The sequence below is a fragment of the Bacteroides sp. L10-4 genome, assembly GCF_013373675.1.
Classification (GTDB): Bacteria; Bacteroidota; Bacteroidia; order Bacteroidales; family Bacteroidaceae; genus Bacteroides; species Bacteroides muris.
On the sequence record NZ_JABXJH010000023.1, the window covers coordinates 1 to 24,663 of the forward strand.

At 47.3% G+C, this 24,663-nt stretch carries 17 protein-coding genes and 1 tRNA gene; 6 read left to right on the top strand and 12 right to left on the bottom strand.

The genetic code is table 11. From position 1 onward, the window contains the following. Positions 1 to 349: 349 nt before the first annotated feature. The 4 genes from HU824_RS09085 to HU824_RS09100 form a co-directional block, all read right to left on the bottom strand. Positions 350 to 423, bottom strand: a tRNA-Arg gene (locus tag HU824_RS09085). A 381-nt stretch (positions 424 to 804) separates the two neighbouring features. Beyond that, on the bottom strand, positions 805 to 2,256 hold the full coding sequence (locus HU824_RS09090) for an AbgT family transporter (protein ID WP_136009953.1): 1,452 nt from the start codon (positions 2,254 to 2,256) through the stop codon (positions 805 to 807). Beyond that, on the bottom strand, positions 2,249 to 2,977 hold the full coding sequence (locus tag HU824_RS09095) for a DUF5932 domain-containing protein (RefSeq protein WP_136009954.1): 729 nt from the start codon (positions 2,975 to 2,977) through the stop codon (positions 2,249 to 2,251). The genes HU824_RS09090 and HU824_RS09095 overlap by 8 nt, the downstream gene beginning before the upstream one ends. 3 nt (positions 2,978 to 2,980) lie before the next feature. Beyond that, positions 2,981 to 7,327 (bottom strand): DUF5113 domain-containing protein, encoded by a 4,347-nt coding sequence (locus tag HU824_RS09100; RefSeq protein WP_176468670.1) that lies wholly within the window; start codon positions 7,325 to 7,327, stop codon positions 2,981 to 2,983. Positions 7,328 to 7,451: 124 nt separating this feature from the next. Here HU824_RS09100 and HU824_RS09105 point away from each other — a divergent pair, with 124 nt between their 5' ends. Beyond that, complete coding sequence (locus tag HU824_RS09105) at positions 7,452 to 8,390, top strand: ribose-phosphate pyrophosphokinase (protein WP_168354302.1); 939 nt, start codon at positions 7,452 to 7,454, stop codon at positions 8,388 to 8,390. A gap of 98 nt (positions 8,391 to 8,488) precedes the next feature. Here the strand turns inward: HU824_RS09105 and HU824_RS09110 are convergent, their stop codons facing one another. From HU824_RS09110 to HU824_RS09130, 5 genes are all read right to left on the bottom strand, one after another. Continuing rightward, a complete protein-coding gene (locus tag HU824_RS09110; protein WP_176468671.1) occupies positions 8,489 to 9,652 on the bottom strand; it encodes a phosphatidylinositol-4-phosphate 5-kinase in 1,164 nt (387 codons plus the stop codon). 74 nt (positions 9,653 to 9,726) lie between these two features. Continuing rightward, positions 9,727 to 11,016: a pitrilysin family protein gene (locus HU824_RS09115; protein ID WP_176468672.1), complete on the bottom strand. Its 1,290-nt coding sequence runs from the start codon at positions 11,014 to 11,016 to the stop codon at positions 9,727 to 9,729. A 15-nt stretch (positions 11,017 to 11,031) separates the two neighbouring features. After that, positions 11,032 to 11,787, bottom strand: coding sequence for a 3-deoxy-manno-octulosonate cytidylyltransferase (gene kdsB, locus HU824_RS09120; RefSeq protein ID WP_176468673.1), 756 nt, complete (start codon positions 11,785 to 11,787; stop codon positions 11,032 to 11,034). A gap of 58 nt (positions 11,788 to 11,845) precedes the next feature. Then, positions 11,846 to 12,211 (bottom strand): 2-amino-4-hydroxy-6-hydroxymethyldihydropteridine diphosphokinase, encoded by a 366-nt coding sequence (locus HU824_RS09125; RefSeq protein ID WP_136009959.1) that lies wholly within the window; start codon positions 12,209 to 12,211, stop codon positions 11,846 to 11,848. Between the two features lie 13 nt (positions 12,212 to 12,224). Next, positions 12,225 to 14,555 (bottom strand): transglycosylase domain-containing protein, encoded by a 2,331-nt coding sequence (locus tag HU824_RS09130; protein ID WP_136009960.1) that lies wholly within the window; start codon positions 14,553 to 14,555, stop codon positions 12,225 to 12,227. A gap of 444 nt (positions 14,556 to 14,999) precedes the next feature. On the opposite strand from HU824_RS09130, the gene pyrB reads away from it, so the two are divergent. The 5 genes from pyrB (at position 15,000) to glyA (ending at position 19,180) form a co-directional block, all read left to right on the top strand. Next, positions 15,000 to 15,932 (top strand): aspartate carbamoyltransferase, encoded by a 933-nt coding sequence (pyrB, locus tag HU824_RS09135; RefSeq protein WP_136009961.1) that lies wholly within the window; start codon positions 15,000 to 15,002, stop codon positions 15,930 to 15,932. A gap of 42 nt (positions 15,933 to 15,974) precedes the next feature. Continuing rightward, positions 15,975 to 16,439, top strand: coding sequence for an aspartate carbamoyltransferase regulatory subunit (gene pyrI / locus HU824_RS09140; RefSeq protein ID WP_136009962.1), 465 nt, complete (start codon positions 15,975 to 15,977; stop codon positions 16,437 to 16,439). Further along, positions 16,436 to 17,002: a flavin reductase family protein gene (locus HU824_RS09145; RefSeq protein ID WP_136009963.1), complete on the top strand. Its 567-nt coding sequence runs from the start codon at positions 16,436 to 16,438 to the stop codon at positions 17,000 to 17,002. Before pyrI ends, HU824_RS09145 begins: the two co-directional genes overlap by 4 nt. Positions 17,003 to 17,026: 24 nt before the next feature. Then, positions 17,027 to 17,797, top strand: coding sequence for a porin family protein (locus HU824_RS09150; protein ID WP_176468674.1), 771 nt, complete (start codon positions 17,027 to 17,029; stop codon positions 17,795 to 17,797). A 102-nt stretch (positions 17,798 to 17,899) separates the two neighbouring features. Then, positions 17,900 to 19,180: a serine hydroxymethyltransferase gene (gene glyA, locus HU824_RS09155; RefSeq protein ID WP_136009965.1), complete on the top strand. Its 1,281-nt coding sequence runs from the start codon at positions 17,900 to 17,902 to the stop codon at positions 19,178 to 19,180. Between the two features lie 97 nt (positions 19,181 to 19,277). Here the strand turns inward: glyA and HU824_RS09160 are convergent, their stop codons facing one another. The 3 genes from HU824_RS09160 to HU824_RS09170 all read right to left on the bottom strand — a co-directional run bounded on the left by HU824_RS09160 (position 19,278) and on the right by HU824_RS09170 (position 24,484). Beyond that, positions 19,278 to 20,948, bottom strand: coding sequence for a formate--tetrahydrofolate ligase (locus HU824_RS09160; protein WP_176468675.1), 1,671 nt, complete (start codon positions 20,946 to 20,948; stop codon positions 19,278 to 19,280). A gap of 71 nt (positions 20,949 to 21,019) precedes the next feature. Next, positions 21,020 to 22,195 carry a TlpA disulfide reductase family protein gene (locus HU824_RS09165; RefSeq protein WP_217994191.1) on the bottom strand — a complete coding sequence of 392 codons (1,176 nt, stop codon included), beginning with the start codon at positions 22,193 to 22,195 and terminating at the stop codon, positions 21,020 to 21,022. A gap of 135 nt (positions 22,196 to 22,330) precedes the next feature. Then, positions 22,331 to 24,484: a TonB-dependent receptor gene (locus HU824_RS09170; protein ID WP_176468698.1), complete on the bottom strand. Its 2,154-nt coding sequence runs from the start codon at positions 24,482 to 24,484 to the stop codon at positions 22,331 to 22,333. Positions 24,485 to 24,663: the final 179 nt, after the last annotated feature.

The following is a 24,663-nucleotide window of genomic DNA, read 5'->3' on the forward strand; positions in this document are numbered from 1 at the left end:
ATCCGGTTTCTGATGTATAAAGTGTGGGGGCTAAACATATCTCACGGTCTTTATGACCATGGAAACATCGGTCTTATTCCACACTCTGATGTTGAAACTTTATGCAAAAATATAACGATTAAATAATATACAAAGAAACAAGTACCTCAAAGATGAGGACGAGAATAGAAGGAGAGAAGTGGAATACGCCCCATCTCCCAAAATCAGCGGTGGGGTTAAAACAACAATATAGCCGGAATTATTTCCCGGCTTTTTCTTTCCCTATTCGCGAGTTGTGCAAATGTTGTGCAACTATCATAAAAAGAAAATGCTAACAAGTTATCAATGAACCTATTAGCATTTTCCCTTGTGATTCCGTTGCGATTCGAACGCAAGACCCACGCCTTAGAAGGGCGTTGCTCTATCCAGCTGAGCTACGGAACCAGCCTTAATTGCGGTGCAAAGGTACGTTTTTTTTTACGAATATTGCAAATTTTTGTATCACTTTTTTTTGTTACCTATGTATAAAAGGCTCATTTGTCATATATAAAGTAATGATTAGTTATTTTCATAAACAAGATATACGATATTTATATACAGATACATCAAGACATTTTGCAAATTATCAATGTTATCAATTATGAAAAATAAAAATCTGAAGGAATATTCAAGTAGGGAAAGTAGCATTGATCCATTCGTTCCCCTGTTAACGAAATGGTTCAGTATTATAATGATTCTGCATAGTATGGTATTCCTTATTGGGAACAAAAACAGAAAGCGCCATTACCGATATTATCGAAAGCAGGCTGTTCACCGATTATGATATTACAGTCCTAATGGCAAACCGCTGATGTACCAAAGTACAAATAAGGAAGTCCATGCCAATAGAATGACTAAAGAATATCTCCAAGTATACTTCAGCAGTGAGCCATAAGTAGATTGCCTGTCATATTGCTGCATATAGGTCAAGACAAGCGGCATGTAAAACATAAAAGGAGTAATGGCATTTGTCGCACTATCACCTATACGGAATGCACATTGGGTCATATCCGGCGATATGCCCATACTTGCCAATACCGGAACAAAAATGAAAGACATAAAAATCCATTTAGCTGTGGCAGATACCATAAAAAGATTGACCAGCGCCGTGAAAAGAATAAATAAAATCAATATCCATAAACTACTCAAAGAAGCGGAAGATAACAGATTGGCGCCTAAAATGGCAATGCACTTATCCAAGTGGGAATACTCAAAACAAGCAAACATCTGTGAGGCAAAGAAAGCTATCACAAAATAAACGCCCAACAACTTCATCGGCTGTGTAAGTCCTTTTATCACATCACTGTCTGTGCGATAACGACCGGAAGCGAAACCATAAACCATTCCCATCAAACCTATTCCAAACGAAAGCAAGAACAGAATGCCGACTATAAATGGAGAACGAATCAGTCCACCATTGACACTCCGCAGTATTCCCCACGAAGAGAATGTAGCCAACAAAATAATAACAATATACAATAAGCCAACAAATACAGCTCCCAACATGGCTCTCCGCTCCTTGCGTGACAATTGCTTGTAACCATTAAAATGAATATCCCCTACGTACTCTCCCAAACGTGGTAATAAGCTCCTGCTGGTAATATGATAAATGATGAATACAAGCAAGAACGTGGAAACGAAGAGAAAATAATAATTGCACAACGGTCCTGTCTGCCCCGGAGCGATATTTATCCTATCAGCCGCTTCCTGCGTTACAGAGGCAATCATGGGGTCTAATGTACTCAAAAACACATTAGCGCTATAGCCACAAGAGACTGAAACATAAGCTGTAATTATACCTCCAATAGGATGCAGACCAACGAACTGGAACAAAGTCGCAGCTATCGGCAGCAGAATAATATATCCTGCATCCCCCACTATATTGGACAACAGCCCTAAGACAATGACCAGCAGAATAATGCGCCAGGAAGCACGTTGGTGCCGTACTCCCCTGCGAATACATGCGTCAATGAATCCCGAATGCTCTGCCGCCCCTATTCCAAACATAGCCACAATCACCAGCCCTAACGGAGCGAATCCTGTAAAATTAGTCACGACATGGCGCAGCAGCCAGCGTATGCCCTCTGGACTCAGCAAGCTTTGCACGCGTATTTCTTCTCCTGTCTGCGGTTGCAGCACGCTCAGGCCATAGATATCGAATATCCATGAAAGAAGGATGACTGCCAAAGTTAGCAGAAAGAACATCGTAGCGGGATGTGGCATTCGGAATTTACTCATCGTCAGCTTCCAGATTGTCTATATTCAGGACTCGGAGTTCCAATGCACGCACCACCAGTCGAGTGGCATTCACCCCCACCCGTTCACTGGGTGGGAAAAGACGGCCGACCAAGTCATTCTGCCGTTTCTCCAACGACTTGACCCCAAAAGGAATTCCCCTAAGATTGGCAATCATTTCTTTGGTATAGCCCAATGCCAGATGACGGAGGAAACGCTCGTCATACTCGTCAATATCATAGCTTATGATTGCTTCCTGACGTTTCGCATCATTCAAGACCGATTTCTTGAAGCGCTCCACTATCTTCTCCAGTATCGGATAGTTAAAGACCAGCTTCTTGCCGTCCATCACTGCCTGCACATCGGTTTTGGTCAGCAGTTCTCCGGTTTTCAGGATAATACCGTCGGCACCGGCTTCAAGTACGTCCACCCATAACTTCTCATTTAATATTTCTCCCGTGAATATCAGCACATGAACCCCTGGATAACGTTTAAAGATATTCCGGCAGATGTCCACCCCAATCGTGGTCGAACCTCCCAATCCCAAGTCAAGCAGGACAAGATCTGGCACACCGGCTTCAATCAATGTCCAGAAATCCTGCTCAGTCATAGCAGTACCTATTACTTCCGCATTGGGAATTTCATGGCGGAAGATTTCTTCCGTCCCTTTCAGCTCTAGCTTGACATCTTCAACGATGATTACTTTAAATTTTTTGTCTTCCATATTTCATTTTTTCGGTAGCGTAAAATATATTGTAAAACCTCCTTTCCTTCCCGGTTCGGCATTGATACGGCATCCCCGGCGTCCGGCAAACTCATCATGGTCGCGGATAATCTGCTTGCACACCAGATATTCCGTACCATACAGTTCTCCTTTCTCACCAGCTGCCATGCGGGACAGGTCGGGATAGAACAATTGGTTCAATTCCTCACGGGTCTTTTCCCTGCGCATATCCGTAAACAGAAAACGTATAAACTCCCCTTCTTCTTGAGCCGTCAGACAGACTGTTCCATCCAGAGTTATGCAACAAGCCTCATCTATCAAGTTTTCAAGTAGGAAACGCAACTGGTTCCAGTCACCGGTAATCCGTCCCTCCAACGGTTGTATCCTAAAATCAATATGCGCCTTGTTTCCCTTGTACACTTTGCGGAAATACTTCTCGGCAGTAGCCATAAGCTCCGGCACTGATATTGTCGCACGCCTGAAAGTCACCTCTTCCAGCTGGCGGGAAGCGCATGAACTGAGTATCGCAAAAATACCTTTGTAGTACTCTATCAATTCGCTGATGGCAGCCACCGTTTCCCGCTCCTCCACTTCCGTCTGTCTGCCAGACCGCAGTTTCCCTATCAGTTGCTTTATCTTATTCGGATAATAAATCGTTTCATGCTTGATGGTCGAGAGGCAATTATCCAGCACCATGTTCTGCACATGCAACAAACTGTCCTCCCACGAAGTTCGTCGGGCTTCATCCTGAGCCACTTCGATGTCCCGATATTTCGTAGCCAACTTGACCACTGCATTGAAGATTACAATGGATACATAACGGGCAATCAGTTCCAAAAGCAAATAATCGGTCTCCTGCTCTGTACCTTCCCTGCGTTCCAGACACAGCACACCTATGCAACGGCACATATTGCCCGCATCCACAACAAGCGGCAATGCCTGTATACCTTTTTCCGATATGTACACTTGCCGTTCAAAGCAACTCTCCATACATTTTCTCCAAACAGGCTGTTCATCCATTACAACATCTTCCACCGGATTGGAAGTATATTCCAACTTATGTGTAGTCTCATTGTATACAGCTATACTTAACCGGTCGATACTCAAAAGTTCGTTCACTGCATCAAAAGCGGAATTTACTATCTGCTGTGGAATTTCCTTCAATGTGTCCTCCTCACGCTGCAACATTTCTTCCGTATCCGAAGCCGGAAGCAGGGATGCATTGAACACCTTTCCATTGATTTCCAATACTTGCTCCAGATTCCAGCGGTTGATCAGACGCTTACGGAAATAGAGTATATAATATCCCAACAATAATGCAAACAGCAAAATCACCGCCAGCAAAACACCTACCATTTTGTTGTTGGTGGAGCGTTCCAATTGTCGACAATATTCTTCCAGAGATTGATCTTCTCCCAACAACTTATATAAAGTGGTGTAGGCTGCATTGTTATAACTGTAGTCATCCCATTGCTTCAATGCAAGGAATGAGACTGCCGCTTCATTCCTGATATCCAGAATTACATGGAAATCCGAGTTAAACATCCGGTTCCACCAATCCAGTTCCGCAGGCATCCCATCTCCCGTCAGCGTCATACAGCGATGTGTAGAAGGGGCATATTGTCTGCAATGTTCGTTCAGGCAATACATTGCCGAATCTATGTATTGTAAGGCCAGTTTATATTCTCCATCTACATTGCAGTAATAAGCTTCATTGGCATAATCGGAAGCTTCGTCCAACAAAGCTTCATATTCGTTCTGTGCAAGCAGTGCCAGAGAATCCGGCCGCACTTCTCCGGAAGCAGGCTGCTCCACAGTATGCCGGCAGGACGACATGCACAGAGACAATACGACGAACAACACCGACACGGGCTTACGGATGCCAGCAGGCAGACGGAAATAGAAACGGCTACCCTTCCCCAGCCCGCTCTCTACATTGAACAGACAAACCTTGAACAAATTATTCGTCTTATGATATTTTTCAATGATGCCCTTGCAGTTCATCAGTCCAAAGCCACTTCCTTTGCTCTTCCTTAATTCTTCCTTGTCGGGAGCGTCATTCATGCCAATGCTTTTCGAATCATAGACTTTTTCTCCCACGATACGGGCTACATCTTCCGGTGACAACCCACAGCCGTTATCCTCTACCGAGATTTCCACATAATTCTCCTCCTGCCGTGCATATACTTTCACCACGCCGCCCCGAGGAGTATATTTACGGGCATTCTCCGCCAGCGTATTTATCATGAACAATGTAAGAGCTTTGTCTGCCTTTACCAAGATATCCGTTGGCTGCACCTCCAAAGACTGCTTCTTCATCTCGAACGTATGGCTACCCTTCCTTATCAAATCAAAAAGTTCATTCAGCCCGAAAGTCTCTATGTTCAGGCTAAGGCTTCCTTGCTTCATTTTTATCCAAAGAGCAAGAATATCATTGTATTCGTTGATGGTAGTGACCAACTCGTCAATATACTGGTATTTCTCCTCCTTTATCCGCTCCTCTTTGATGAATCCTTTTTGAATCAGTTTCTGCACTTCGTTGATGATACGGTCTATGTAAGGATGAATCCCATTTACAATAGCCATACATGCTTTCTTTATCAGATTCTGCCGTTTGTTTCCCGCTATGTGCTGCTCGTAAATATAGCGTTGCTTTTCCAGCCTGCGGCGTTCGTCGCCAAGGGAGATGGACGTCATGCCGTTGTCGATTGCCCATTGGATATAGGGAGTTATCACCCGTACCATTGCCTGCTCATCCTTGCTCATCCGACGGGGGAACGTCAATTCTCCGTTCTCTATGTGAATATCCTTCACATCAAACAACTTTTCCAGTTCCGGACAGACAGCCGTACGTATGGAATCGACAATTTCCTCTTCAGCCTGCGCATCGGCAGGAATGGACGCTGTTATTTTCTGACAAATATCCAGCATCAGTTGCAAGCGGTGAAGATGCACTTTATTCCGTTCTTTGGAACGCTTGTTGAAGAACCAGAAAAATAGAGATACGAGAACAAAGCCTGCAATGACCAATGACAGCACAACATTCAGTTGTCCCGCCTCCTTTTCCAATGCCTGATAGCGGCTTTCCAGCTCTTTATCTTGGCGTGTATCTTCAAGGATATCCAGATAAATATTGCGGTTATAGTCTGATTTTTCTTTCATCCCGAGCCCTGCATACGAAACGCTCAACTGTTCACGAATACGTGAAATCCATTCAGGTACGGTCTTCAGTTTCTGCTCCATCCATGCCTTCTCCGCACAAATCGTATCTCGGCGGTCAAATGCTTTCAGCCAGTCCAAACTATCGTGGCAGTCATAGAAAAGGCGGTGATGATCATTTACACATTCCAGAGCAAGTTTTAAAGTATCAAGAGCTTCTGTATAGTGACTGTGGGCATTCAGGTATTTGCCGATGGACACGTATGCTCCCGCTATCTGGTACAAATCCTTGTATTGGTTGAATTTTTGCAATGCCAATTGCCCCAGACGCATTGGCAATAGAGAGTCTACCGGTACTCCTAACCGTGTCAGAGCATGGGAACGGCGCTCTAGAAAAAACTCATAATTATCCGCCGAAGCCATCAGATTGGCAAGCCCCTGCACTCCGTTCCCTTCAAAGTAGAGATACCCCTTACGGGATGCCAACCGCCACGTGATATATAGTTCGTCAAACTCGCACAGTCTCCGTTCATCCGGTGTCTCGCCCTCGCACAAGGCAGCAGAGCCTTTGATGTAATGATAATACAACAATTGGTTGGTATCTGCCAACAGTTCCAGATTTTCGGTTGCTTCATTAATAGAAGCCATCGCTTCCGGACGTTGTTGCAGATAATAATAATAAACGGCAGAAACTATATAAAATTCAGAGCGGGCATAATTCAAGCGCATCAGTTCGTGTTTGTCCACAAAAAGATTGTCATCTTCTGCTATTCTCTTCATACGACGCAAAGCACTGTTGCGATAATCGTAAAACTCCTTGTTCAATGCTGTCCGCTGATAAATCTTCATCAAACCGATGTCGGCAATAAGGAGTTCCAGTTCATTCTTGGTCAGATTATAAACATCTGTATGAAACTTTTCGGCCTGCTCAAAATCCATACGCATGAAAGCACAAAAACCCAGATTATTGGACGCTTCCGCCTTGCCTTGTTTATAGAGGCTAACCTCTCGGTACGCCCTTGATGCCGCATGGCAGGATGAATCCAAGTTCTTGTAACGATAAGCATAAGCCACCTGGTTCAGAGAGTCGACAAGGCGTACTTCCTTCATGGGTGCCGTTCCCACACACGAAACCATTGTTGTACAAAGGCACAACAAACCCGCAAACCATATAGAAGAAAGCTGTTTCATAAAGCAAAGCTACGAATAAATCCGGGAAAGAAAAATATTTTTTATACAATAACTCTTGTTTTATGTAACGGGAAATTCATACCTTTGCACGCAAATTAACAAATAGGTAACATCTATTACACAAATGAGCGAAAAAGCACCCTTTATGGTATTCTCCGGAACAAATTCGAGATACCTTGCAGAGAAAATCTGCGCTAGCCTTGATTGCCCTCTGGGAAAGATGAACATCACCCATTTTGCAGACGGTGAGTTTGCAGTCTCTTATGAGGAATCTATCCGTGGCTCGCATGTATTCTTGGTTCAATCAACCTTCCCTAATTCTGACAATTTGATGGAACTTCTGCTGATGGTTGATGCTGCTAAAAGAGCATCGGCAAAAAGCGTTGTAGCCGTTATCCCTTACTTCGGTTGGGCTCGTCAGGACAGAAAAGACAAGCCTCGCGTGTCCATTGGCGCCAAGCTAGTGGCCGACCTGCTATCTGTTGCAGGTATTGACCGTCTGATTACAATGGATCTTCATGCAGACCAGATTCAGGGGTTCTTCAACATTCCGGTGGATCATTTGTATGCATCAGCCGTGTTCCTCCCCTATATTGAATCCTTGAAGCTTGAAGACTTGGTAATCGCCACCCCTGATGTCGGTGGTTCAAAACGCGCCAGCACATTCTCCAAATACCTCGGTGTCCCTCTGGTATTATGCAACAAGACACGCGAAAAAGCAAACGTGGTTGCCACCATGCAGATTATCGGTGATGTAAAGGATAAGAATGTCGTATTGGTAGACGATATTGTAGATACGGCAGGAACCATTACCAAAGCTGCCAACATCATGCTGGAAGCAGGAGCCAAATCCGTCCGTGCCATTGCCAGCCACTGTGTAATGTCCGACCCGGCTTCTTTCCGTGTACAAGAATCCGCACTGACCGAGATGGTATTCACCGACAGCATCCCCTACTCTAAGAAATGCGCCAAGGTTAAGCAGTTGAGCATTGCCGACATGTTTGCCGAAACCATCAAGCGGGTGATGAACAATGAATCAATCAGTTCACAATACATTATCTAAACGTGAAGCGTTTAGTATTGAAAATTGATAATTAGAAATTAAAGGCTGCGCAGTTCGTCCGAACATTGCGCAGCCTTTAATTTCTAATTATCAATTCTTTAATTTTCCAATCTTCCCATCTTGTACGTTCCTTTCCGTATCACTTTCCCGTTCTTGTCCGTTTCCACAAACGGACCGTGTTTCTTGCCTTGTTTGAAGAAACCTTCATAACGGTTTCCGTTCTTGTCTTCCCGGATGCCGCTACCTTCTTCCATGCCGTTCACAAAACCGCCTTTGTATTTGGTTCCATCAGTCTGAATCAGGGTGCCCTGGCCGTTGAACTTGTTGTCTTTCCATTCACCTTCGTAAGAGTCACCTACATTCCATTTGTAAGTACCGTAACCGTCACGTTGGTTATCCTTCCAATTACCCTCGTAAACGGCGCCGCTTACCCACGTAAATGTACCGTGCCCTTCCTGCTTTCCATCCTTGAAACTACCTACATACTTGTTGCCGCTGGCATGGTAATAAATGCCCTCTCCGGTACGTTCACCTTGAACATAAGAACCTTCATAACGGTCGCCTGTATGGAAAAAGTAAATACCTTTGCCATGTTGCATATCATCCTTCCAATCACCTACATATTTGTCGCCGTTGGCATATTCAAAAGTTCCTTTACCGTCCCGGACATCATTTTTCCACTCCCCGTCATATTTGGAGCCGTCATTCCAGGTCAGTGTTCCTTTGCCGTCTTTCTTGTCATTCTTCCATGAGCCTACATACTTGGAACCGTTCTTCCAGGTATATGTTCCCTGGCCTTCGCGCTTATCATTCACCCAGTCACCTTCATAAATGTCTCCATTGTAATAGTACATGGCTCCTTTCCCGTGCTGGTAATCCTGGAACCACGTGCCGTCATAACGGTTGTTATTCATAAAATAGTAGATGCCCTTGCCATGCTGCTGGTCTTGAAACCATTGCCCCTCATACTTTTCACCGTCGGGAAACATATACGTACCGTAGCCTTCACGCTTGCCCTTCACATACTCGCCCTTGTAAACGTCACCGTTCTTAAAAACGGTCTTTCCCTTTCCATTGGGCTTGCGGCCTTTTATTTCGCCGGTATAGACAGCTCCGTTATCTTTGAACGTATAGGTACCTATCTTTATTTCTGAAGAGAATGTGCTCTTCACTTTATCGAAAAAGCCGCTTTTTTTTTCCTGGGCAGTGGCTTCGCCTTGACATAAGAAAGCCAGAATGAGTGCAGTATATAGATATTTCATTAATTGATAATTGATAGTTGATAATTGACAAAGGTAAGATTTATCCGGTAAAATGATGCGATAACTCCTGCTTTTTATGACATTTTTTTGCCACACACTATTTCTTTTAATTTCTCTTTGCATAAATGACGCCCTGCAAGTTCACGGATTTCTTGCGGGGTAACCTCCTTGACAGCATCCAGTGCTTTAGCAAAGTAAGTATCCTGCAAGCCAAATACCTGCACAAAAATCCAGGCATCTGCCAGCGAGAATGCAGACTCATAACTGCGGCACATGTCGCCCAACATATAGTTCTTCACCATGGAAAGTTCTTCATCGGAAACCAGCTCGTTCTGAAGGCGGTCTATTTCATGATAAACCTCACAGATAAGAGGCTCCACAAATTTGTTGGCAGTTTCAGCACTGACCGCCAACACTCCCTGTCCCGGATAGGGCATGATGGCCGCGGAGATACTGTATGTGTATCCTTTATTTTCCCGAATATTGGACATCAGGCGACTGCCAAAATAGCCCCCGAACAGTGTGACCAGCACGCGGGCCTTCAAGTAGTCCGGATGATTACGGTCCAGGGAAAGCATGCCCATACGGACGGCACTCTGCAGACCGTCCGGACGTTCGATGAAAATGCGTTTTCCAGAAGCAGTAACCGGCTGGAATTCTTTCTTCTCCGGTTTTCGGAGGTCTGTACCGAAAGCCTCGCAACCAAACAAGGACTCTATCCGGCAGATGCAATCGTCGGTTACCTTGCCTGAAAGGTAGATGCTGCAATTATTGAAATGATAGTAACGGTCATAAAACTCGCGTAGCACTGCAGGGGTGATGCGCCGATAATCCTCCTCCTGCACCAGACGTCCACCGGGATGCTGCCCGCCGTACAGAGCCTTCACCAATCCGCGGTGTGCCAGAAAATCCACCTTGGAAGAGTTGACAAGAAACTGCTGGATATTGTTGTCCACAATCACTCCCAGCTCTTGCTCGGGAAATACCGGTTCTTTGACGATGGACTCCAATATGTCAAGCGTTTGGGGAAGGTATTTATTCAGAGAATAAAGGGTGACATAGGCATATTCGGATGCGTTGGACAGTTCCAGCCAGGCTCCATAATAATCCAGCTTTTCCGCTATCTCAACGGCATCGTAACGTCGGGTTCCCTCGCGAAGCATGCGATTCGTAAACAACGCCTGCAATGGCTGTTTCTGTTGCCATCGGCCGCCTGCCATGAGAAGATCGATACGTGTCACTTCATTGTCACCGGCATTGAGCACGCTCAAAGGCACGCCATTAGGCAACTTGATACGCTCCGGTCTTTGCACTGCCAGTTGTTCCGGTTCAAGAATCCGGGGTTGGTCACTTCGGTTCAGCATGGGCTTCCAATGAGTTTACAGCCCACGGCTTTTAAGAAATTCTTCTGCGCGTTCCAAATCCTGGGGAGTATCTATGCCGATAGTTTCCACATCCGTGATACCTGCCTTGACAGTGTATCCGTTTTCCAGCCAACGAAGCTGTTCCAATGATTCGGCAACCTCGAGAGATGACTGCGGAAGAGCAGTTATCTCTTTCAGTACCTCAACGCGATAGGCATATAGGCCAATATGCTTATAATAAGTATGGTTCTTCAGCCAGTCCTCCTTCGCCGCATTGCGCTGGTGGGGGATGATAGAACGGCTGAAATAGAGGGCATTCATGTTTTTGTCGAGCACGACCTTCGGAGAGTTCACGTTTTCCAGTGCCTCGAAACCATTATCAGCCGTAAAAGGTTTCACCAGAGTGGCTATCTGGGTGGCCGGGACGTCGAAACATGCCTTGAGGGCTTGCAATTGCGAAGGCTGGATGAAAGGTTCATCCCCTTGAATATTCACCACGACATCAAACAGTCCTCCTATTTTCGCACAAGCTTCCCGACAGCGGTCAGTGCCGCTTTTGTGTTCGGTGGAAGTCATAACCACCTTTCCGCCGAATGCCCTGACTGCGGCTTCAATACGCTCATCGTCCGTAGCCACGTATGCATCGTCCAAGACTCCTGCCACTTGCTCGTATACCCGCTGTATCACGGTTTTTCCGCCCAACACCGCCAATGGTTTGGCTGGAAAACGCGTAGACGCGTAACGGGCAGGTATGATTCCTAAAAATTTCATTTCTAATCTTCGTCTTTTAATCTCCTCGTTCCCTTAAGGGGAGGGAGAATGGTATTTATCATAACAGTTGCTTCAATCCTCGCAGGATATAACCACGTTTCAGCTCTTTCGGCTTATAGACCGTCTCGTCACAAGACAACAAGTCTATATCCAGCCGTACAATTTCCCGCTCCTTCTCTTCGGGTTTCCTTCCGGCTTCCCGTTCGATGGTTTTCAGGCAGACAGTGATTTCCTCTGCCGGATTATCAGAAACAAAGCGTGCCACCTGGTTGGAGAACAGATTCGGACGGTGAAAGAACAGAGGTTCCGTCTCCTCCTCTTCCGAGAAACGTATTCCGGGAAAAAGTTCCGTCAAGCGTCTGCGTGCCAGCTCCATGTTCTCCCTCCGCTGCTCGTTGCTCCCGATACTAATCGTATAATCCATTCTCGATTCTCAACTAATTAAACAGTTCGTCGAGTCCCTCTATCGGTTCTTCTATATGGGTATCTCCTTCCAGATTTATATCATCTTTACAGGGGTTATAGCCTTCAGGCAACTGGAATGTTTCATTTTCATCATATCCCAGAGATTTGTCACCGAGCACTTTTACCATATATTTAGTCCAGATAGGCAATGCCATGGAAGCGCCTTGTCCGTGAAGCATCGTATCAAAATGAATGTCACGGTCTTCACCGCCCACCCAGCAACCGGATACGAGCGAAGGCGTGAAGCCCATAAACCAGCCGTCGGCATTGTAGTTCGTCGTTCCGGTCTTGCCGCCCATGTCGGCTTTCACACCCAGACGGCGCACACGGGCTCCGGTACCTTCGTTGACAACGGCACGCAACATGACCAGCATCTTGTAAGCGCTGGATACGCTGATGACTTCCTGCATTTCGGGAGCAAAGGTTGCCAGCACGTTTCCATCATTGTCTTCGATGCGGGTCACGAACAGCGGAGCTACCCGGATGCCCTTATTGGGGAATGCGGTATAGGCACTCACCATCTCGCCGACTGAAATCTCGCACGGGCCCAGACAGAGTGAAACGGAAGGTACAATATCACGGTTACGGACACCGAAAGTATGTATCAGACGTTTCAAGTTATAGGGATTCAGTTTACTCATGAGATAGGCCGTAATCCAGTTGTCCGAGTTTGCCAGCCCCCACTTCACCGTCACCATGTCACCAATCAGCTTTTTGTTGGCGTTACGCGGTGTCCATGGTTTCCCGTTTTCATCAAACAGCGTATATTCTACATGGCGTACTTCGTCACACGGAGAGAATCCGTTCTCCATAGCCAGCGTATAGAGGAAAGGCTTGACGGTAGAGCCTATCTGTCGCCGTCCCACCATGGCCATGTCGTACTGGAAATAATGATAGTTCGGTCCGCCCACGTATGCCTTTACGTGTCCGTTGCGCGGGTCCATGGACATGAAGCCGGCGCGAAGGAAGAATTTGTAGTAACGGATGGAATCCATCGGGGTCATGATGGTATCTTTCTCCCCTTCCCAACTGAATACGGACATCTCTGTCGGCGTATCGAAGGCCTTCTCTATTTCAGTTTCAGTGGCTCCGGCTTTCTTCATGAAGCGGTAGCGGTCGGACAACCTCATGGCACGTCTCAAAATCTCGTCCACCTGTTCCTGAGTCAGACGGAAGGTGTAGGGGGCTTTCTTGGCCCCTTTCTTTTCCTTGAAGAAATAGCCTTGCAGCTCCTTCAGATGTTCTGTTACAGCATCCTCGGCATACTGCTGCATACGCGAGTCGAGCGTGGTATGGATTTTCAACCCGTCGGTGTAGAGGTTGTATTTGGTACCGTCTTTCTTGGTATTCTTTTCGCACCATCCAAAGAGCGGATTGTTCTCCCAGTTGAGTGAATCCTCGTAGTACTTCTGCATTTGCCAACCGCGGTAATCGGCCTTGTCGGGCTTCTCGGCGGTGAGCACACCACGCAGATATTCGCGGAAATAAGTGGCGAGCCCTTCCTTGTGGTCCACACGGTTGTACTTCAGTTTCAGAGGCAACGCCTGGAGGGAGTCGCACTCGGCTTCCGTAATATATCCCGCTTTCCGCATCTGGTCGAGCACCACGTTGCGCCGCCCACGGGAACGTTCGTTGTAGCGCACCGGATTATAAAGCGACGGATTCTTGCACATGCCCACCAACGTAGCCGCTTCCTCAATCTTCAAATCCTTCGGTTCGCAACCGAAATAGGTAAAAGCAGCAGTCTTGATACCTACCGCATTGTTCAGGAAGTCGAACTTGTTGAGGTACATGGTGAGGATTTCCTCTTTTGTATAGTAACGTTCCAGCTTTACGGCAATCACCCATTCGATAGGCTTCTGAAACAGACGCTCCATCACATTGTCGGCGCCGGGAGAATAAAGTTGTTTGGAAAGTTGCTGGGTGATGGTACTGCCACCGCCGGCGTTCTTCTGCATCAGGATACCACGCTTCACCACGGCACGCGTCAGAGCGTAGGCATCAATGCCCGAATGCTGGGCAAAGCGTACGTCTTCCGTAGCAATCAAGGCATTGATGATATTGGCAGACAGCTCATCGTAGCCCACAAACACACGATTTTCCTTACTATAGGAATAAGTACCCAATACTTTTCCATCATCGGAAAAGACTTCTGTGGCAAATTTGTAATTCGGATTCTCCAAATCCTCCACCGGAGGCATATAGCCTATCCAGCCCTTGGCTATGGAAAAGAATATAAAGACACACACCAGCGCAATCAGTGCGATAAAAATCCATAGGATTTTGACGACCTTCTTTATCATGTTTCTGTTGCTAAAATCAAAGTTCAATAATAGGGCAAAGGTACGGAAATATATTGGATGTGCCTATGCTTTTTATATCTTTTTCAGGATAAGCTTTACGGAACCTATGAAAACACCCGTTCATTTTAACGGAAATTCTCAATGAATTGCAAAACAACCAGAAAAACTTGAAGAAAAAAAACGAATAGGAAAAACATATCGTAATAAGCAATAAAACAGATTGAAACAAAGAAAACTTGCCATCGCGCCCGTAAAACAGAGACAAGGGAAGAACAGAATAGGGGAAAACGATGTTGTCGTTGACAGAACGACGACGGGCCGCCATCCGAAATGCCACATGGTAAAAACAACCCATATTTCGCAAAAAATTTTCCCGCACATTTCCGTAGCCCGCATATTTTACGTAACTTTACACTCTCGAAAAGTATAAATGAATTCAACGATATGGAAAACAGAAGTTTAGTCACCATTGCCGAGCATAGCCGGGAAAAAATCCTCTATATGCTCGAGATGGCGAAAGAGTTTGAAGCCCATCCCAACCGGCATATATTGGACGGGAAAGTAGTTGCCACCTTATTTTTCGAGCCTTCCACCCGTACACGCCTCAGTTTTGAGACTGCCGCCAACCGACTTGGAGCACGTGTCATCGGATTCAGCGATCCAAAGGCCACCAGCTCATCCAAAGGCGAGACGCTGAAAGACACCATCAAGATGGTGAGCAACTATGCCGACATCATCGTGATGCGTCACCACCTCGAAGGGGCCGCACGCTATGCCAGTGAAGTCACCACCGTGCCCATTGTGAATGCCGGAGACGGTGCCAACCAGCACCCTTCACAGACCATGCTCGACCTCTATTCCATCTACAAGACGCAAGGTACGCTGGAAAACCTGAACATTTTTCTGGTCGGCGACTTGAAGTACGGTCGTACCGTCCACTCCCTGCTGATGGCAATGCGCCACTTCAACCCTACCTTCCACTTCATCGCTCCCGACGAGTTGCGGATGCCCGAAGAATACAAAATCTACTGCCGCGAGCACAACATCAAGTATGTGGAACATACGGACTTTACGGAAGAAATCATCGCAGACGCCGACATCCTTTACATGACCCGTGTGCAGCGCGAGCGCTTCACCGACCTCATGGAATACGAACGGGTGAAGAATGTCTACATCCTGCGCAACAAGATGCTGGAGCATACCCGTCCCAACCTGCGCATACTGCATCCGCTGCCCCGTGTCAACGAAATAGCCTATGATGTGGACGACAATCCCAAAGCATACTATTTTCAGCAGGCACAAAACGGACTATATGCCCGTGAAGCTATTCTGTGCGATGTACTGGGCATCACACTGGATGAGGTGAAAAAAGAGTAAAGGAGTAATTCAGTAGAATCGTCTAATAACAAATATATCAAGATGTTAAGCGAAAAGAAACAAGAATTGCAGGTGGCCGCTCTGGAAAACGGCACTGTAATAGACCATATACCCTCCGAGAGACTGTTTACAGTAGTCTCCCTGCTCAGACTGGAACACATGAGCAACAATATCACCATCGGCTTCAACCTCAAGAGCAAGAAACTGGGCACGAAAGGCATCATCAAGATTGCCGACAAGTTCTTCTGCGACGAAGAGATAAACCGTATCGCCGTAGTGGCTCCCAATGTAAAACTGAATATTATCCGCGACTACGAAGTGGTGGAAAAACGCGAAGTCCGCCTGCCCGAAGAGCTGCGCGGAATCGTGAAATGCGCCAACCCGAAGTGCATCACGAACAATGAGCCGATGCCTACATTATTTCATGTTGTGGATAAGGACAATTGCATCATCAAGTGCCACTATTGCGAAAAGGAACAGACCAGAGAAGATATTGAAATCATATGAAAGAAGACTGGAAACCCGGAACAATGATTTATCCGCTGCCTGCCGTATTGGTGAGTTGCGGAAGCACTCCGGAGGAATATAACATTCTGACTATCGCATGGACGGGAACGATTTGTACGAACCCGCCCATGTGCTACATCTCCGTACGCCCCGAACGCCACTCCTACGACATCATCAAGCGAAATATGGAGTTCGTCATCAACCTCACCACAAAAGACATGGCGCAGGCCACGGACTGGTGCGGTGTACGCTCCGGAAAGGATTACAACAAATTTGAGGAAATGCATCTGACACCCGGGAAAAGCACCGTAGTCAGCGCGCCTCTTATCGAAGAATCACCGCTTTGCATAGAATGCCGGGTAAAGGAGATTATGGCTCTCGGTTCGCACGACATGTTCATAGCGGATGTGGTAAATGTCCGTGCCGATACCCGTAATCTGAACCCTGAAACCGGCAAGCTGGAACTGGCGGAAACAAATCCCCTGGTCTATGTGCACGGCGGATATTATGAGCTGGGGGAAAAGATAGGCAAGTTCGGATGGTCAGTGGAGAAAAAGAAGTAATAATGCAATTAAAGGTTTTAAGAGATGGAGCTGCGACGAATCTTGATGGGTTTATATCTGTTGGCCTTTCCTGCCATGATGTGGGGACAGACTCCGGTTGTGCCCGGCACTGCCGGCAAAGAGCATTCCGGACACCACAAGGAAACTCCGGTCAATTTCGGTTTCAAAGGCGGTTTCACCTCTTCCTTATTCCTTGTATCCCAGTTCAGCGTCAACGGAATGCCCATTGACGAAGTGCAGAACAATTACAAGATAGGATATTTCGGTTCCCTTTTCATGCGGATAAACTTCGACCGCCACTTTCTGCAACCGGAAATTTCCTACAACATCAACCGGTGCAACATCACTTTCGAGAAACCTCTGCCCGAAGACGCCGCATCGGGCGCCCTGCCAGAGGAAGCCTCCATTACATCGTCCATTCACAGCATAGATATCCCCGTCATCTACGGATACAACTTCATCAAGGAGGGGCCGTACAGCCTTGCTGTCTTTGGCGGTCCTAAAGTGCGCTATATATGGGACCGGAAAAGCGACATCGACTTCGAAAATTTCGACCAGATGAATATCCGTGAAAGGCTTCGCCCGCTTAATCTCAGCTTCACGGTTGGCGTATCCGTCACCATATCACGCGTCTTTTTCGACTTCCGTTACGACATGGGACTGCACAACATCTCCAAGAGCGTGACATACGACATGCCGGCCGACAACAACGCTGCAAACGAAAATACGAAAAACGAAATCCGTTTTCACCGCAGGGACAATGTGCTGAGTTTTTCTTTCGGAGTGTTCTTTTGACAGTAAATTTCTTCCTTTTCTTTCAATTTATTCATTTATTTCCCGTAAATTTGTACGCTTAATAAGAGAATACAGATTTATCAAACTTATCTAATAAGCAGAATGAAAAGAGATGATTTAATTTTCGAACTTATCGAAAAAGAACACCAACGTCAGCTCAAGGGCATTGAACTGATTGCATCAGAGAACTTTGTAAGTGACCAGGTTATGCAGGCAATGGGCTCCTGCCTCACCAACAAGTATGCTGAAGGATATCCCGGCAAACGTTACTATGGTGGTTGTGAGGTAGTGGACCAGAGTGAGCTGATTGCCATTGACCGCCTGAAACAAATCTTCGGCGCAGAATGGGCCAACGTACAGCCGCACTCCGGTGCACAAGCCAATGCAGCCGTATTCCTCGCCGTACTCAACCCGGGTGACAAATTCATGGGACTGAACCTTGCACACGGCGGTCACCTCTCCCACGGCTCCTTGGTCAACACTTCCGGTATTATCTATACTCCCTGCGAATATAATTTGAATCAGGAGACCGGACGCGTGGACTATGACCAGATGGAAGAAGTCGCCCTGCGCGAGAAACCCAAAATGATTATCGGCGGCGGTTCTGCTTATTCCCGCGAATGGGACTACAAGCGCATGCGCGAAATCGCAGACAAGATAGGTGCTATCCTGATGATTGACATGGCTCATCCTGCCGGACTGATTGCAGCCGGTGAACTGGATAATCCCGTGAAATATGCCCACATCGTGACCTCTACTACCCACAAGACTCTGCGTGGTCCGCGTGGTGGCGTTATCATGATGGGTAAGGACTTCCCCAATCCCTGGGGCAAGAAAACTCCGAAGGGAGAAATCAAGATGATGTCCCAATTGCTGGATTCAGCCGTATTCCCCGGTATTCAGGGTGGTCCGCTGGAACACGTCATCGCTGCCAAAGCTGTTGCCTTTGGCGAAATCCTGCAACCGGAATGGAAAGAATATGCCAAGCAGGTGAAGAAAAACGCCGCTGTCTTGGCACAAGCCTTGATAGACCGTGGCTTCACCATCGTTTCCGGCGGTACGGACAACCACTCCATGCTGGTGGACTTGCGCAGTAAATATCCCGATTTGACCGGTAAGGTTGCCGAGAAGGCGTTGGTATCTGCCGACATCACCGTAAACAAGAATATGGTTCCCTTCGACAGCCGTTCGGCTTTCCAGACTTCCGGTATCCGCCTGGGTACTCCTGCCATCACAACCCGTGGCGCCAAGGAAGACCTGATGCTCGAAATTGCCGAGATGATTGAAACCGTTTTGTCCAACGTAGACAACGAACAAGTCATTGCAGAGGTACGCGCACGCGTCAATGCAAAGATGAAAGAATATCCTCTGTTTGCTTATTAATAAGCAACAGGAGGAAATTAAAAATTAAAGGCTGCGCGAGCTTTGAACTGCGCAGCCTTTATTTTTAATCCTCCATTCTAAACATGCGCCCGTACGTTTAGCTCAGCCCTTCTATATTTCCATCCACAATGTCAATGCGTTCGGCTTGTGGTTTCTTTGGCAATCCCGGCATACGGAGGATTTCACCGGCAATGGCTACAATCATTTCCGCACCGTTGTTGACTACGATATCTTTGATGTGAAACTCAAAGTTGTTGACTGCACCGTATATCTTCGGGTCGGCAGAGAAGGAATACTGTGTTTTGGCGATACAGACGGGGTAATGGCTGATGCCCATCTGCTCTATCAGTTTGATAACCTTGCGGGAATGGAGACTGTAAGTCACTACGCTTGCTCCGTAGAGGTTGCAGGCCACCTTTTCAATTTTACGTTCCACGCAATCGTTCTCCTCGTAGGTGAAGGTCAGCGGTTCGGATGGTTTGTTCTCGATGGTATCTACCACCAGATTGGCAAGGTCAACGGCTCCCTCTCCTCCTTTGGCAAAGGCATTGTTCACGGCAAAACCTACATTGAGCTTTTCTTCGCAATGGCGGCGGATAGCCTCCACCTCCTCGTCCGTATCACTGGCAAAACGGTTGAATGCCACGATGACCTGCTGGCCGAACGAACGCAAATTGCGTACATGCTTGTCCAGGTTGCCAAAGCCCTCTTTCAGTCCCTCCATATTGGGTTCCTTGATGCAGTCCAGACTGACACCGCCATGCATCTTCAGTCCTTGTGCGGTAGCAACGATTATCGTCAACTTGGGCTGTAGGCCGCTCTTGCGGCACTTGATGTTGTAGAACTTCTCCGCACCGAGGTCAGCCCCGAATCCGGCTTCCGTCACCACATAATCGCCGAATGTCATTGCCATTTTTGTAGCAAGAATGGAGTTGCAACCATGGGCAATATTGGCGAACGGTCCTCCATGAACAAAAGCGGCAGTACCTTCGGTAGTCTGCACCAGGTTGGGATTGATGGCGTCTTTCAGCAAGACAGTAATGGCACCGGCTACGCCTAACTCTTTCACCGTAAATGGAGTACCATCGAAACGGAATCCCAGAATAATGTTCTCGATACGGCGACGGAGGTCATCCAGGCTTGTTGCCAAGCAGAGAATGGCCATAATTTCGGAAGCCGGAGTAATGTCGAATCCCGACTCCTCGGTAATGCCGTTGGTGCTCGGTCCCAATCCGGTGACAATGCTGCGCAAGGAGCGGTCGTTTACATCAAGCACACGCCGCCAGATGATTTCTTTCAGCCCGAATCCGTCCGCCTGATGCTGGTACAAGTAATTGTCGAGCAAAGCGGAAATCATGTTGTGTGCCGAAGTAATGGCGTGAAAGTCGCCTGTAAAGTGCAGGTTTATCTTCTCCATGGGCAGCACCTGGGCGTATCCTCCGCCGGCAGCACCGCCTTTCATGCCGAAACAGGGTCCCAGCGACGGTTCGCGCAGAGCGACAATAGCCTTTTTGCCTATCTTGTTCAGCCCCAGTGCCAGACCGATGGACACGGTTGTTTTACCGATACCCGCTTTCGTAGCCGTGATAGCCGTCACCAGTATCAGATTACTTTTCTTCACTTTCTCTTCATCAATCAGATGCGTAGGAATCTTGGCTATGTAGCGGCCATAGTTCTCTACTTCGTCACGCGGGATATCCACACTTTCAGCCACCTGCTTTATCTTCTTCAGCTCTATGCTGCGGGCTATTTCAATGTCCGATTTCATACAGAGTTTTTTCTTTAAATAACAACTTTAATATTTTGCTTGAAAGTTGCAAAAGTACGAAAAATCCCCTACTATTCCATCAGTTTTTCCAGTTTCTCCAACAAACTGCCTTTTCTATAACCGGACCACATCTCTACAACCTCTCCTTCCGGAGATAAAAATACATAGCGAGGGATAGCACCTGAACTATACCTAGCATACAAACCGTGATTTCCTTTCAAGTCATTCAAATTCCACCAGCTAATGTCATGGTGGCGCGAAGCTATCTCCCGGTTGGTTTTATCATCAATACTCAAACTGACTATCACCAGACAATCTTCGTATTTCTTGCTGATTTCTTTCATTTCCGGCAATGCCATAAGGCAAGGTCCGCATCCACGGCTCCAAAAATCCATTAAGACTGCTTTCCCTTTAAAGTCGGACAGACGGTGTACATTTCCTTGCAAGTCGAACAAATCGCCGTCTGCTGCCTTTTCCTGTGCAGCTACCGCCTTGACAGGAAACAAATAGGCTTGGATGTCCAAAGCTTCCGGTCTATGACGCTGTTCCTCAGTAAGTCTGGCATATAATTCCTCTACTTCTTTACGGTAAGGATAACCTTTTGTGTACTTCACTCCTATTGCCAAGCTTTTCAGGTTATCCATCCAAACTTCTTCTACCGGCAATTGCTTCATTTGGGCTATTACATTGGAGGCTATACGGAATTTTAAATCATTTTCCACTTTTTCCAAACTGTCACGCAAAGCAACGACCTTTGCCAGCACCTCCTTATCATCCGGTTTCCGGGGATATTTGCGCATCAATCGCATGTGCTCCATTCTATTCTCCTGATTATGGTTCCATAAATCCCGTGAATCGTTTACAAAAAGCTGCCATATCTTCTGTTGCGGCATTTCACTTTCCACCTGCCAGGTGTAGATGTTCATATCCTCGCCCGTCAAGCGGATATGGGAACCTTCCTTAGCCCAAAGGGACAATCCCATACTATACAGATTACCGTCACGAATCATCAAACTCAAACGTTCTGTATCTGTTTTAGAGATAGGTATTTCAAAACGAAAACTGTCTCCCTGAAGGGTATCTGTCGCAATACTGTTTTCCACGTCTCCTTCCATCCGAAATAGATTCAGGCAGACTCCTTGCTTCACATTCTTTACTTTTCCTTCAATGACACAAGTACCTTGCGCCTGCATACAAACGCTTATTAATAACAGAAAAACAGCGCTTACTACCTTCCTGCAGTTCATATCCTTTATCGATTTTGATTAACAATGAACAATGATACTAAGAATAAAAGGAATTACGAAAATATCGTACCCCCCTTTTATTTATATTTAACATCGACCTTTTTTATTGGTAACTATTCAGCGAATAATTACTTTTTATTTGAACCGCGACGTATCCACCGCCTCCCGTTGCTTCTCCTTATATCCTCCGAACTTATAGGTGAACGATACACCTGCTTCGCGGAAGCATGAGTAACGGTTCGTCACGTTCTGCGTCCTGAAACGGATGCGGGGAGAAATCTGTCCCGTCTCAAAAAGGTCATTGCAGTAGAGGTTGAGGATGGCTTTGTTCTTGGCGAAGCCGTAGCGCAGGGCGATATTCACATGGCCCGACGCTGGCAGGTCGTAGATGCCCTGGATGGCTTTGCTGTGCACAAATCCGGTCACCGTCAGCTTCAAGTCGGGCTTGGTGGAGAGAGTAAAAGTATTGTTCATCTGGGCAATGCCATAACATTGTTTTCTGTCGAAAGGAATATCCCAGAAATCACCATCCTTTTCGCGGTGCCACAAGCCGATGAGGGTAAGGCGCGAGTTCAACAAATTCTTCACATTAAATGGAATAGAGGCTTGTATGCCTGCTTGTTGCTGACAGTCGAAACTGAGTGTCTTGTAGATTTCAACCAGACGTTCGGAGGATTGGTAGAGCGTCTGTACGGAGTAGTCCTTGGTGTGATTGAACCAGGCGCTGAAGATGTATTTGCTTTTCAAAATATAGGTCATTTTCACCCCATACTCTTGTGCCGGTTTCAGCAACGGATTACCATGCAGCTCGGAATATCCGCCACCGATGTAAGAGACGGCATCCTGCACGGCCCAGTAGTCGGGATAGTCCTTGTCACTGCTCAGGGAGAGTTGGAGGATATGTCCCGGGGCAGGCATATAGTTCAGGTTGAGGATGGGATACCAGTCCCACTGGCTCCAGACGGGAGTCTTGTAATGCTCCACGGCAAGGGAAGCGTCCAAGACAAGGTTGTCGCCGAAACTCTTGCTGAAGCCGGCATAGACATTCCAGGTCTGCTCGCGGCGGTGGGACTTCATATTGCTCAAGGCATCCGACGAGGTCAAACGTTCACCGGTTTCGGGGTCGTAATAATACTGATAACTGTTGTCGATGCCGGTGGTGTAGACGGCTCCGTAGTTCAAGTCCCAGCCTTTGCCCAGACTGTGTTCCTGTGCCAGAAAGAACTTCCAGCGATTGATGCGCTGGCAGTCTTCCGTGTAGAAATCGAGTTCCTCGTCCTGCATGCGGCTATGTAGTAGTTGGTCGGACGGAGAGCGGTAGTAGGTCAGTTCGGCACCGGCTTTGAGGCCGAAAGGAGCGCGGTAGTCCAGACGGCCGTTGTGCAGCCAGTCGGTGCTGTTGCTGCGAGTGGTAGAAACTTGGGTACCGGTGATATCCCTGTGATTGTGACCGGTGGAATAGGCGCCGTCATAGACGAAACTCAGCTGATGGTCTTTGGCGAGGTCATAGTCCGCTCCTGCCCGGAAGCTGTGGGCATGGCTGCGGCCACGGCTCACCTCATCTGTTGTCATGGGGTGAACCGAGCCGTCTGCCAAGGTGTGCACAGCCTCTTTGCCGGTAGTAGAGTAGCCGCGGCCATGGCTGTGCGAGTAAAGAAAGTCTGCTGAGAATTTATTCTTGCTGAAGAGCAGGCTGGCGCGTTGTTCAAAGCCTTCGTCGTGTTTTTGGCGATACTTGGCGTAGAGTTCGCCTTGCCAGGAGCCGGGGCCGTCTGCCGATTGTTTCAGGGTGATATTGACAAGTGCGCCACGCACCTGGTAGCGCGCAGGGGCATTGTACATCACTTCCGCTGTCTCGATGCGGCTGGCAGGAATGCTGCGCAGCAAGGCATAGAGCTGCCCGGTACCGAGGGTGGTTACTTTGCCGTCCAGGATAACGGTGACTCCCTGGCCTGCCAGTTGCAGCCCGCCATTCACCTCGATGACGCCGGGAAGCTCTTTCACGGCATCGTAGGCATTGTCCACGGGGAGATTCCGGATAAGGCGGGGCAGGTCATACACCAGTTTGCCTTGTGCTGCCTTTACGATGGGGCGTTCACCGGTAATCATCACCTCCGGCAAGGTCTGATAAAGACTGTCCAGACGGGCATCGGTCGTGACAAGGCTGTCAGCGCTGAGGATGCGGTTGCCGTCCGCATCGGAGGTGGTTGCAGTGCCGTTGTTCTCTTGTGCCGAAAGACTGATGCTCAATGCACAGCATACAATAGGGAGTAAATAGAATCGTTTCATGTTCTTCTTCATATTCATGTTTATATTCTTCTTCTGTAAATCTTCATCCGCAAAGTACGGCAGAATCAGCAGAAACTTGTGTTATCAGCGGCTTACCAAGTGTTATCCAGTGTTATCGGGAGTGTTATTTAGTCTTATCGGATGTCAGGGTTCACAACATTAATCTTATCTTTGTATGT

Coding starts and splice junctions, on each gene's coding strand:
- HU824_RS09110 (WP_176468671.1), bottom strand. CDS start 9,652: ATGAAATATCTATATACTGCACTCATTCTGGCTTTCTTATGTCAAGGC.
- HU824_RS09115 (WP_176468672.1), bottom strand. CDS start 11,016: ATGCTGAACCGAAGTGACCAACCCCGGATTCTTGAACCGGAACAACTG.
- HU824_RS09150 (WP_176468674.1), top strand. CDS start 17,027: ATGGAGCTGCGACGAATCTTGATGGGTTTATATCTGTTGGCCTTTCCT.
- kdsB (WP_176468673.1), bottom strand. CDS start 11,787: ATGAAATTTTTAGGAATCATACCTGCCCGTTACGCGTCTACGCGTTTT.
- HU824_RS09095 (WP_136009954.1), bottom strand. CDS start 2,977: ATGGAAGACAAAAAATTTAAAGTAATCATCGTTGAAGATGTCAAGCTA.
- HU824_RS09160 (WP_176468675.1), bottom strand. CDS start 20,948: ATGAAATCGGACATTGAAATAGCCCGCAGCATAGAGCTGAAGAAGATA.
- glyA (WP_136009965.1), top strand. CDS start 17,900: ATGAAAAGAGATGATTTAATTTTCGAACTTATCGAAAAAGAACACCAA.
- pyrI (WP_136009962.1), top strand. CDS start 15,975: ATGTTAAGCGAAAAGAAACAAGAATTGCAGGTGGCCGCTCTGGAAAAC.
- HU824_RS09105 (WP_168354302.1), top strand. CDS start 7,452: ATGAGCGAAAAAGCACCCTTTATGGTATTCTCCGGAACAAATTCGAGA.
- HU824_RS09170 (WP_176468698.1), bottom strand. CDS start 24,484: ATGAAACGATTCTATTTACTCCCTATTGTATGCTGTGCATTGAGCATC.
- HU824_RS09090 (WP_136009953.1), bottom strand. CDS start 2,256: ATGAGTAAATTCCGAATGCCACATCCCGCTACGATGTTCTTTCTGCTA.
- HU824_RS09100 (WP_176468670.1), bottom strand. CDS start 7,327: ATGAAACAGCTTTCTTCTATATGGTTTGCGGGTTTGTTGTGCCTTTGT.
- pyrB (WP_136009961.1), top strand. CDS start 15,000: ATGGAAAACAGAAGTTTAGTCACCATTGCCGAGCATAGCCGGGAAAAA.
- HU824_RS09130 (WP_136009960.1), bottom strand. CDS start 14,555: ATGATAAAGAAGGTCGTCAAAATCCTATGGATTTTTATCGCACTGATT.
- HU824_RS09125 (WP_136009959.1), bottom strand. CDS start 12,211: ATGGATTATACGATTAGTATCGGGAGCAACGAGCAGCGGAGGGAGAAC.
- HU824_RS09165 (WP_217994191.1), bottom strand. CDS start 22,195: ATGAACTGCAGGAAGGTAGTAAGCGCTGTTTTTCTGTTATTAATAAGC.
- HU824_RS09145 (WP_136009963.1), top strand. CDS start 16,436: ATGAAAGAAGACTGGAAACCCGGAACAATGATTTATCCGCTGCCTGCC.